The 10815-nt window shown below is 71.3% G+C and carries 11 protein-coding genes; all 11 read left to right on the forward strand.

The window, feature by feature from the left end:
* Window positions 1–80: 80 nt before the first annotated feature.
* Complete coding sequence (locus tag ACZ6IM_RS35125) at window positions 81–1010, forward strand: ABC transporter permease (protein WP_052842232.1); 930 nt, start codon at window positions 81–83, stop codon at window positions 1008–1010.
* Complete coding sequence (locus ACZ6IM_RS35130) at window positions 1003–1791, forward strand: ABC transporter ATP-binding protein (RefSeq protein WP_052842231.1); 789 nt, start codon at window positions 1003–1005, stop codon at window positions 1789–1791. Before ACZ6IM_RS35125 ends, ACZ6IM_RS35130 begins: the two co-directional genes overlap by 8 nt.
* 359 nt (window positions 1792–2150) lie before the next feature.
* Complete coding sequence (gene hpnC / locus ACZ6IM_RS35135; RefSeq protein ID WP_052842230.1) at window positions 2151–3062, forward strand: squalene synthase HpnC; 912 nt, start codon at window positions 2151–2153, stop codon at window positions 3060–3062.
* On the forward strand, window positions 3059–4009 hold the full coding sequence (gene hpnD / locus ACZ6IM_RS35140; RefSeq protein ID WP_469562406.1) for a presqualene diphosphate synthase HpnD: 951 nt from the start codon (window positions 3059–3061) through the stop codon (window positions 4007–4009). The genes hpnC and hpnD overlap by 4 nt, the downstream gene beginning before the upstream one ends.
* Window positions 4009–4167: a DUF6380 family protein gene (locus ACZ6IM_RS35145; RefSeq protein WP_052842228.1), complete on the forward strand. Its 159-nt coding sequence runs from the start codon at window positions 4009–4011 to the stop codon at window positions 4165–4167. The genes hpnD and ACZ6IM_RS35145 overlap by 1 nt, the downstream gene beginning before the upstream one ends.
* Window positions 4164–5600: a hydroxysqualene dehydroxylase HpnE gene (gene hpnE / locus ACZ6IM_RS35150; protein ID WP_052842227.1), complete on the forward strand. Its 1437-nt coding sequence runs from the start codon at window positions 4164–4166 to the stop codon at window positions 5598–5600. Before ACZ6IM_RS35145 ends, hpnE begins: the two co-directional genes overlap by 4 nt.
* A 68-nt stretch (window positions 5601–5668) precedes the next feature.
* Window positions 5669–6733, forward strand: a complete 1065-nt coding sequence (locus ACZ6IM_RS35155; RefSeq protein WP_052842226.1) for a polyprenyl synthetase family protein — start codon at window positions 5669–5671, stop codon at window positions 6731–6733.
* A 114-nt stretch (window positions 6734–6847) separates the two neighbouring features.
* Window positions 6848–8890 carry a squalene--hopene cyclase gene (shc, locus tag ACZ6IM_RS35160; protein WP_052842225.1) on the forward strand — a complete coding sequence of 681 codons (2043 nt, stop codon included), beginning with the start codon at window positions 6848–6850 and terminating at the stop codon, window positions 8888–8890.
* Window positions 8890–9531 carry a phosphorylase family protein gene (locus tag ACZ6IM_RS35165; RefSeq protein ID WP_052842224.1) on the forward strand — a complete coding sequence of 214 codons (642 nt, stop codon included), beginning with the start codon at window positions 8890–8892 and terminating at the stop codon, window positions 9529–9531. The genes shc and ACZ6IM_RS35165 overlap by 1 nt, the downstream gene beginning before the upstream one ends.
* 6 nt (window positions 9532–9537) lie before the next feature.
* Window positions 9538–10560, forward strand: a complete 1023-nt coding sequence (gene hpnH / locus ACZ6IM_RS35170) for an adenosyl-hopene transferase HpnH (RefSeq protein WP_052842223.1) — start codon at window positions 9538–9540, stop codon at window positions 10558–10560.
* A gap of 4 nt (window positions 10561–10564) precedes the next feature.
* The coding region (locus tag ACZ6IM_RS35175; RefSeq protein ID WP_356371451.1) for a flavodoxin-dependent (E)-4-hydroxy-3-methylbut-2-enyl-diphosphate synthase at window positions 10565–10815 on the forward strand (251 nt) is incomplete at its 3' end.

A 10815-nucleotide genomic window follows, 5' to 3' on the forward strand; every position in this document is an offset into this window, starting at 1 on the left:
GCGTTCCGGCCCCGACCGGGGCAACCAGGTCCATGCAGGCCCACGCGGCCGAGCATTTTCGAAGACGAAAGTATCCACCAGTGAGTGAGACAACGCACGACGGCACGGTCGCCATGACCAAGCCCGTGTCGCCCGACGAGGGCCTCACACCGGCCCGGCTCGCCGCCAAGTACGGGCTGACCGTGAGCGGTGCCAGACCTTCCCTCGTGGAGTACGTCCGTCAGCTCTGGGGGCGGCGGCACTTCATCCTCGCCTTCTCCCAGGCGAAGCTGACCGCCCAGTACAGCCAGGCGAAGCTCGGCCAGCTGTGGCAGGTGGCCACCCCGCTGCTGAACGCGTTCGTCTACTTCGCGATCTTCGGCTTGATCCTGAACGCGGGCAAGGGCATGCCCAAGGACGTGTACATCCCGTTCCTGGTGACGGGTGTGTTCGTCTTCACCTTCACCCAGTCCTCCGCGATGGCGGGCGTGCGCGCCATCTCCGGCAACCTCGGGCTGGTGCGGGCGCTGCACTTCCCGCGGGCCTCGCTGCCGATCTCGTTCGCGCTCCAGCAGCTCCAGCAGCTGCTGGCCTCGATGATCGTCCTGTTCGCGGTGGTCATCGGCTTCGGCAGCTACCCCTCGCTGTCCTGGCTGCTGGTCCTGCCGGCGCTCGTCCTGCAGTTCCTGTTCAACATGGGCCTGGCGCTCATCGTGGCCCGCATGGGCGCCAAGACGCCGGACCTGGCCCAGCTGATGCCGTTCATCATGCGGACCTGGATGTACGCGTCGGGCGTCATGTTCTCCATCCCGATCATGCTGGAGGACAAGCCCGCCTGGCTCGCCGACGTGCTCCAGTGGAACCCGGCCGCCGTCTACATGGACCTGATCCGCTTCGCGCTGATCGACGGGTACGGCTCCGAGAACCTGCCGCCGCACGTGTGGGCGGTCGCGCTCGGCTGGGCCGTGGTCCTCGCCGTGGGCGGCTTCGTGTACTTCTGGAAGGCGGAGGAGAGGTACGGCCGTGGCTGAGCAGCAGCAGGACCAGCGGGTGCCGACGGTCATCGCGGACGAACTGCACATCGTCTACCGCGTCAACGGCGCCAGGACCGGCAAGGGCAGCGCCACCGCCGCCCTGAGCCGCATGCTCAAGAGAGGCTCCGACGACGCGGCGCGGGGCGTGCGCAAGGTGCATGCCGTGCGCGGGGTCTCCTTCACCGCGTACCGGGGCGAGGCCATCGGCCTGATCGGCTCCAACGGCTCCGGCAAGTCGACGCTGCTGCGGGCCATCGCGGGCCTGCTGCCGGCCGAGCGCGGCAAGGTCTACACCGACGGCCAGCCCTCCCTGCTCGGTGTGAACGCCGCCCTGATGAACGACCTGACCGGCGAGCGGAACGTCATCCTCGGCGGACTGGCGATGGGCATGACCCGTGAGCAGATCAAGGAGCGCTACCAGGACATCGTCGACTTCTCCGGCATCAACGAGAAGGGCGACTTCATCACCCTGCCGATGCGCACCTACTCCTCCGGCATGGCCGCCCGGCTGCGTTTCTCCATCGCCGCGGCCAAGGACCACGACGTCCTGATGATCGACGAGGCCCTGGCAACCGGTGACCGCAAGTTCCAGACCCGCTCCGAGGAGCGCATCCGGGAACTGAAGAAGGAAGCCGGCACCGTCTTTCTGGTCAGCCACAACAACAAGTCCATCCGCGACACCTGCAACCGGGTCCTGTGGCTGGAGCGCGGCGAGCTGCGCATGGACGGCCCGACCGACGAGGTGCTCAAGGAGTACGAGAAGTTCACGGGCAAGTAGCCCGACACGCCGGGGCCCCGCCGGAACTGTTCCGGCGGGGCCCCGCGTCTGCAAAGGAAACGTCAACTCCTGGCGTTCCCAGGAATCTTGAACCCAATCGGTGTGTTGTTGTGATGCGCGGTGCACCCCGACGGACGGCCGTTAGTTGTACAACGTAAGCTGTACCGGTCCTGAAACGCGGCACATGGGGCGATAATGCCCGACACCCTGGAGCGGGCCTGTCGCGCGGGTGGCAGGGCGGCGTGTCCGAAATAGTGTGTATTGGGTCGGCAGTGTAGAACGGGAGATGTGACGGCAATGGCGACGGAAACTCCCCAGCTCCGCGAAGCGTGCGCCGTGCCCGCCCAGGGCAGCCCGCGATGACGGCCACCGACACGGCGCACGCCGTCGACCCGGAGCGCGGCACCCTCGCCAAGGCCGCCGACGAGAACTTCCCCGTCGCCCCCTTCTTCCTGCCCCGCGCCTGGCGCACCGACCTCATGGCGGTGTACGGCTTCGCCCGCCTCGTCGACGACATCGGCGACGGCGACCTCGCCCCGGGCGGAGCGGACGCCCGCCTCCTCGGCGTCCCCGAGGACCGCGCCGACGACCGCCTGCTGATGCTGGACGCCTTCGAGACGGACCTGCGCAGGGTCTTCGACGGCTCCGACGGCCCGCCCCGCCACCCGCTGCTGCGCCGCCTGACGCCCACCGTGCGCCGCCGCGCGCTGACCCCCGAGCCCTTCCTGGGCCTGATCGCCGCCAACCGCCAGGACCAGCTGGTCGCACGGTACGAGACCTACGACGACCTCCTCGCCTACTGCGAGCTGTCCGCCAACCCGGTCGGCCGCCTCGTCCTGGCCGTCACCGGCACCTCGACGCCCGAACGGATCCGCCGCTCCGACGAGATCTGCACCGCCCTGCAGATCGTCGAGCACCTCCAGGACGTCGCCGAGGACCTCGGCCGGGACCGGATCTACCTGCCCGCCGAGGACATGAAACGTTTCCACGTCCAGGAGACGGACCTCGCCGCGCCCACCGCCAACGCGTCCGTGCGCGCCCTGATCGCCTACGAGGCCGGTCGCGCCCGCGACCTGCTGAATGAAGGAGCCCCCCTGGTGGGTAGCGTCCACGGCAGGCTGCGGCTGCTCCTCGCGGGCTTCGTGGCGGGGGGAAGGGCGGCGCTGAACGCGATCGCCGCGGCGGATCACGACGTACTTCCCGGCCCGCCCAAGTCAGGCAAGGTCCACTTGCTGCGCGAGGCGGGCGTGGTCCTGCGAGGAGAGGGGTGATCGGGTCCGTGGAGTCGTCAGCGAACATGTCGGCACCGGTGCTCGCCGCCTACAGCTACTGCGAGGCCGTCACCGGTCAGCAGGCACGCAACTTCGCCTACGGCATCCGGCTGCTGCCCACGCCCAAGCGGCGGGCGATGTCCGCGCTGTACGCGTTCTCGCGCCGGGTCGACGACATCGGCGACGGAGTGCTGGCGGACGACGTCAAGGTCGCCCGGCTGGACGAGACCCGGGCCGTCCTCGCCCGGATCCACGACGGCGCGGTCGACGAGGACGACACCGACCCGGTCGCCGTGGCCCTCGCCCACGCGGCCCGGCAGTTCCCGATCCCGCTCGGCGGCCTCGACGAGCTGATCGACGGCGTCCAGATGGACCTGCGCGGCGAGACCTACGAGACCTGGGACGACCTGAAGGTCTACTGCCGCTGCGTGGCGGGCGCCATCGGACGGCTCTCCCTCGGCGTGTTCGGCACCGAACCGGGGACGCGCGGCGCCGAGCGCGCGCCCGAGTACGCCGACACGCTCGGGCTCGCGCTCCAGCTCACCAACATCCTGCGCGACGTCCGGGAGGACGCCGAGGGCGGCCGTACCTACCTGCCCGCCGACGACCTCGCCAAGTTCGGCTGCTCGGCCGGCTTCAACGGACCGACGCCACCCGAGGGCTCCGACTTCGCGGGCCTCGTGCACTTCGAAGTGCGTCGGGCCCGCGCCCTTTTCGCCGAGGGCTACCGGCTGCTGCCCATGCTCGACCGGCGCAGCGGCGCCTGCGTGGCCGCCATGGCCGGCATCTACCGCCGCCTCCTGGACCGCATCGAGCGCGACCCCGAGGCCGTGCTGCGCGGCCGGGTCTCCCTGCCCGGACGCGAGAAGGCGTACGTCGCCGTGCGCGGTCTGTCTGGCATCGACACCCGGCACGTCACCCGGCGGACCGTCAGGAGGCGCGCCTGATGGACACACCGGGCACACTCGTCACCCGGGACCCGCACAACACCGGCGGCGGGCAGCGGCGGGCAACCCTGCGGTGGCGGTCGGCGTCCCTGACTGAGACGGTCGGCCGTACGCCGTTCACCCACCACGGCGACCGGACAGGGAAGGGCGCACCATGACGCAGGGCAACGGCACGCGCGAGGGCGGGCCGCTCGCGGACGTCTCGGGCCTCGGCCCCGGAGGGCACGCCGTCGTGGTCGGCGGCGGACTCGCCGGGGTCACCACCGCGCTCGCACTCGCCGACGCCGGCGTGCGCGTCACCCTGCTCGAAGGACGCCCCCGGCTGGGCGGGCTGGCCTTCTCCTTCCAGCGCGGCGACCTCACCGTCGACAACGGCCAGCACGTGTACCTGCGCTGCTGCACCGCCTACCGGTGGTTCCTCGACCGGATCGGCGGAGCGGCGCTCGCACCGGTGCAGGACCGTCTCGACGTGCCCGTGGTCGACCTGGCGCGGCCTGAGGGCAACCGGCTCGGCAGACTGCGGCGCGACGCGCTCCCGGTGCCCCTGCACCTGGGGCGCAGCCTGGCGGCCTACCCGCACCTCTCCCTGGCCGAGCGCGCCTCGGTGGGACGTGCCGCGCTCGCGCTGAAGGGGCTCGACCTCGCCGATCCGACCCTGGACACCCAGGACTTCGGCAGCTGGCTGACCGCGCACGGCCAGTCGGCGCGTGCCGTCGAGGCCCTGTGGGACCTGGTCGGGGTCGCCACCCTCAACGCGGTCGCGGGCGACGCCTCGCTGGGGCTCGCCGCGATGGTGTTCAAGACCGGTCTGCTGTCCGACCCGGGAGCGGCCGACATCGGATGGGCCCGTGTCCCGCTGGGCGAACTGCACGACCGGCTGGCCCGCAAGGCGCTCGACTCCGCGGGCGTCCGTACCGAGGTCCGTACACGCGTCACCTCCGTCTCCTTGAACGAGAACGGCGGCTGGAGCGTTCAGGTTCCCGGCGAGACGCTCGAAGCGGACGCGGTCGTCCTCGCCGTACCCCAGCGCGAGGCCCACGACCTGCTGCCGGACGGCGCGCTGGACGCCCCGGAGAATCTTCTGCGGATCGGCACCGCGCCGATCCTCAACATCCACGTGGTCTACGACCGCAAGGTGCTCGCCACGCCCTTCCTCACGGCCCTGGGCACGCCGGTGCAGTGGGTGTTCGACCGTACCGAGGCCTCCGGACTGAAGGAGGGTCAGTACCTGGCGCTGTCCCAGTCGACGGCGCAGAGCGAGATCGACGAGCCCGTGGCCGCGCTGCGCGAGCGGTATCTGCCGGAACTGGAGCGGCTGCTGCCCCGCACCCGGGGTGCCGAGGTGAAGGACTTCTTCGTGACCAGGGAGCGCACGGCGACGTTCGCCCCCGCCCCCGGCGTCGGCCGCCTGAGGCCCGGCGCCCGCACCAAGGCACCCGGCCTCTACCTGGCCGGGGCGTGGACCGCCACCGGGTGGCCCGCGACCATGGAGAGTGCGGTTCGCAGCGGTGTCGGAGCGGTGGCCGCCGCGCTCGGCACCCCGGGCCGGTCCCGCGGCCTCCTTCCCGATTTCTTCGAGGAGGCGGCGTGAAAGCCGATCCACGCGGGACCGGATCCCGCACTCCCGGCACCGCAACTGGAGGAAAGACTGTGCCCACTGTGCCCCCGGCCCCGAAGGCCGATCGACGGACCACGGTGGACGTGACCGCGCTTCTGGAGCGCGGCCGGACCCTGGCCACGCCGGTCCTGCGGGCGGCGGTCGACCGACTGGCGCCTCCCATGGACACCGTCGCCGCCTACCACTTCGGCTGGATCGACGCCCAGGGCAACCCCGCGCACGGCGACGGCGGAAAGGCCGTCCGCCCCGCGCTCGCCGTGCTCTCCGCCGAGGTGACCGGCGCCGCCCCCGAGGTCGGCGTGCCCGGCGCGGTGGCCGTGGAACTGGTGCACAACTTCTCCCTCCTGCACGACGACCTGATGGACGGCGACGAGCAGCGCCGCCACCGCGACACCGTCTGGAAGGTGCACGGCCCCGCCCAGGCCATCCTGGTCGGCGACGCCCTGTTCGCGCTGGCGGGCGAGGTGCTGCTCGAACTGGGCACCGTCGAGGCCGGCCGCGCCACCCGCCGCCTCACCAGCGCCACCCGGGCCCTGATCGACGGTCAGGCCCAGGACATCTCCTACGAGCACCGCGACCGCGTCAGCGTCGAGGAGTGCCTGGAGATGGAGGGCAACAAGACCGGCGCCCTGCTCGCCTCCGCCAGTTCCATCGGCGCGGTGCTCGGCGGCGCCGACGAGCGCACCGCCGACACCCTGGAGAGGTACGGCTACCACCTCGGCCTCGCCTTCCAGGCCGTCGACGACCTGCTGGGCATCTGGGGCGACCCGGACGCCACCGGCAAGCAGACCTGGAGCGACCTGCGCCAGCGCAAGAAGTCGCTGCCGGTCGTCGCCGCCCTCGCGGCCGGGGGGCCCGCCTCCGAGCGGCTCGGCGAGATCCTCGCCGCCGACGCCAAGGCCAGTGACTTCGCGAACTTCTCCGAGGAGGAGTTCGCGGCCCGCGCCGCCCTCATCGAGGAAGCGGGCGGGCGGGAGTGGACCGCCGACGAGGCGCGCCGCCAGCACACCATCGCCATCGAAGCCCTCGACGCCGTCGACATGCCCGACCGGGTGCGGGAGATGTTCACGGCACTCGCGGACTTCGTCGTCGTACGAAAGAGATGATCATTATCGGTCGAATAGCCCTCGCGTAGTCGCCGGCCGGTGTCGTGGAGACACGAGCACCGGCCGACGGCGGACCCAGCAGACGCACCACGCACACTGCACGAAGGGGAAGCCATGACAGCGACGACCGACGGAAGCACCGGGGCCTCCCTGCGGCCCCTGGCAGCCTCGGCCAGTGAAACCGACATCACGATCCCCGCCGCGGCGGCCGGGGTACCAGAAGCCGCCGCACGCGCCACTCGGCGCGCCACCGACTTCCTGCTCTCCCAGCAGGACGCCCAGGGCTGGTGGAAGGGCGACCTCGAGACGAACGTCACGATGGACGCCGAGGACCTGCTCCTGCGTCAGTTCCTGGGCATCCAGGACGCGGAGACCACCCGCGCCGCCGCCCTGTTCATCCGCGGCGAGCAGCGCGAGGACGGCACCTGGGCCACCTTCTACGGCGGCCCCGGCGAACTGTCCACCACCATCGAGGCCTACGTCGCCCTCCGCCTGGCCGGCGACGCGCCCGACGCACCCCACATGGCGCGGGCCTCCGAGTGGATCAGGTCCCGCGGCGGCATCGCCTCCGCCCGGGTCTTCACCCGGATCTGGCTCGCCCTGTTCGGCTGGTGGAAATGGGACGACCTGCCCGAACTCCCGCCGGAGCTCATCTACTTCCCCACCTGGGTCCCGCTCAACATCTACGACTTCGGCTGCTGGGCCCGGCAGACCATCGTGCCGCTCACCATCGTCTCCGCGAAGCGGCCGGTGCGCCCCGCGCCGTTCCCGCTGGACGAACTGCACACCGACCCGGCCCGGCCCAACCCCCCGCGCCCACTGGCACCCGCGGCCAGCTGGGACGGCGCCTTCCAGCGCATCGACAAGGCCCTGCACGCCTACCGCAAGGTCGCCCCGCGCCGCCTGCGCCGGGCCGCGATGAACAGCGCCGCCCGCTGGATCATCGAGCGGCAGGAGAACGACGGCTGCTGGGGCGGCATCCAGCCCCCGGCGGTCTACTCGGTCATCGCCCTCTACCTGCTCGGCTACGACCTCGAACACCCCGTGATGCGCGCGGGCCTGGAGTCGCTGGACCGTTTCGCCGTGTGGCGCGAGGACGGGGCCCGGATGATCGAGGCCTGCCAGTCCCCGGTGTGGGACACCTGCCTGGCCACCATCGCGCTGGCCGACGCGGGGGTGCCCGAGGACCACCCGCAGCTCGTCAAGGCCTCCGACTGGATGCTCGGCGAACAGATCGTGCGCCCCGGCGACTGGTCGGTGAAGCGCCCCGGACTCCCGCCCGGCGGCTGGGCGTTCGAGTTCCACAACGACAACTACCCCGACATCGACGACACCGCCGAGGTGGTGCTGGCCCTGCGCCGGGTCAAGCACCACGACCCGGAGCGGGTGGAGAAGGCCATCGGCCGCGGGGTGCGCTGGAACCTCGGCATGCAGTCCAAGAACGGCGCCTGGGGCGCCTTCGACGTCGACAACACCAGCTCCTTCCCCAACCGGCTGCCGTTCTGCGACTTCGGCGAGGTCATCGACCCGCCGTCCGCGGACGTCACCGCGCACGTCGTCGAGATGCTCGCCGTCGAGGGCCTCGCCCACGACCCGCGCACCCGCCGCGGCGTCCAGTGGCTCCTGGACGCGCAGGAGGCGGACGGCTCGTGGTTCGGCCGCTGGGGCGTCAACTACGTCTACGGCACCGGGTCCGTGATCCCCGCCCTGACCGCGGCGGGACTGCCCACCTCGCACCCGGCCATCCGGCGCGCGGTGCGCTGGCTGGAGTCCGTCCAGAACGAGGACGGCGGCTGGGGCGAGGACCTGCGCTCCTACCGCTACGTCCGGGAGTGGAGCGGCCGGGGCGCCTCGACCGCCTCGCAGACCGGCTGGGCGCTGATGGCCCTGCTGGCGGCGGGGGAGCGGGAGTCCAGGGCCGTGGAGCGCGGCATCGAGTGGCTGGCGGCGACCCAGCGGGAGGACGGCTCCTGGGACGAGCCCTACTTCACGGGCACCGGCTTCCCGTGGGACTTCTCCATCAACTACCACCTCTACCGCCAGGTCTTCCCGCTCACCGCCCTGGGCCGGTACGTCCACGGTGAACCCTTCGCCAAGAAGACCCGCGCGGCCGAGGTCCCCGCCGAGTCCGCCGCGGCCGAGGTGAAGGGCAGCTGATGACCCCGCAGACCGGCCCGTCCCCGCTGCTGATCGCCTGCGCGCTCGGCATCGAGCACCTCGCCCTGCGCACCGGCGACCGCGCCGGGGCCGGCGGGCCGGTCACCGTCCTGCGCACCGGCATGGGCCCGAAGGCGGCCGAACGCTCGGTCACCCGGGTCCTCGCCGACCCGGCGCTCGAGTCCGCCGCCGTACTCGCCACCGGTTTCTGCGCGGGACTGGCCCCCGGCATGCACCCCGGCGACCTGGTCGTCGCCGAGGAGACCCGGGACCCGCGCGCCACCGTCTCCTGCGTCTCAACCGACCGGCTCGTCAAGGAACTCGCGCGAGCCGTCCCGGGACGCACCGTCCACACCGGGCCGCTGACCGGCTCGGACCACGTCGTCCGCGGTCCCGAACGCGCCGACCTGCTCGCGACCGGCGCGATCGCCGTGGACATGGAGTCCGCGGCCACGCTCCTGAGCGCCGTCCGCACGGGCCCGCGCCCGGTTGCGGCCGTCCGAGTGGTCGTGGACGCTCCAGAACACGAACTCGTCCGGATCGGCACCGTGCGCGGTGGAATATCGGCTTTCCGTGTTCTTCGATCCGTTCTTCCCGCATTTTTCGAATGGCACCGTTCTTTGTTGCTCCCCCGGAGGTGAGCCCAGATGGCCATGCCCCTGCGCCAGTCCATCAAGGTCGCTACATACCTGGCCGAACAGAAGATTCGCCGACGGGACAAGTTCCCGCTCATCGTTGAGCTGGAGCCGCTCTTCGCCTGCAACCTGAAGTGTGAGGGGTGCGGGAAGATCCAGCACCCGGCCGGGGTGCTCAAGCAGCGCATGCCCGTCGCGCAGGCCGTGGGGGCGGTGCTCGAATCCGGGGCGCCGATGGTCTCCATCGCCGGCGGCGAGCCGCTGATGCATCCCCAGATCGACGAGATCGTGCGGCAGTTGGTAGCCAAGCGGAAGTACGTCTTCCTCTGCACCAACGCGCTGCTCATGCGCAAGAAGATGGACAAGTTCACGCCCTCGCCGTACTTCGCCTTCGCGGTGCACATCGACGGGCTGCGGGAGCGGCACGACGAGTCCGTCGCCAAGGAGGGCGTGTTCGACGAGGCCGTGGAGGCCATCAAGGAGGCCAAGCGGCGCGGCTTCCGGGTGACTACCAACTCGACCTTCTTCAACACCGACACCCCGCAGACCATCGTCGAGGTGCTCAACTTCCTCAACGACGACCTCAAGGTCGACGAGATGATGATCTCGCCCGCCTACGCCTACGAGAAGGCACCCGACCAGGAGCACTTCCTGGGCGTGGAGCAGACCCGCGAGCTGTTCAGGAAGGCCTTCTCGGGCGGCAACCGCGCCCGCTGGCGCCTCAACCACTCCCCGCTGTTCCTCGACTTCCTCGAGGGCAAGGTCGACTTCCCGTGCACCGCCTGGGCGATCCCGAACTACTCGCTCTTCGGCTGGCAGCGCCCCTGCTACCTGATGAGCGACGGGTACGTCCCGACCTACCGGGAGCTGATCGAGGACACCGACTGGGACAAGTACGGCCGCGGCAAGGACCCGCGCTGCGACAACTGCATGGCGCACTGCGGCTACGAGCCCACCGCCGTCCTGGCCACCATGGGTTCGCTCAAGGAGTCCCTGCGCGCCATGCGCGAGACCGTCTCCTCGAACCGGGAGTGACCTCATGACCGCCATCCCCTTGGGGCTCCCCGAGGTACCGGTCCGGCCGATCGCCGAGCGACGCGTGTCGCGGCGGATCCAGGTCGGGCCGGTGGCGGTCGGGGGCGGGGCCCCGGTGTCGGTGCAGTCGATGACGACCACCCGCACCTCCGACATCGGGGCCACGCTCCAGCAGATCGCCGAGCTGACGGCGTCGGGCTGCCAGATCGTGCGTGTGGCGTGCCCCACCCAGGACGACGCCGACGCGCTGCCCGT

This window comes from Streptomyces sp. NPDC042336, assembly GCF_055581985.1.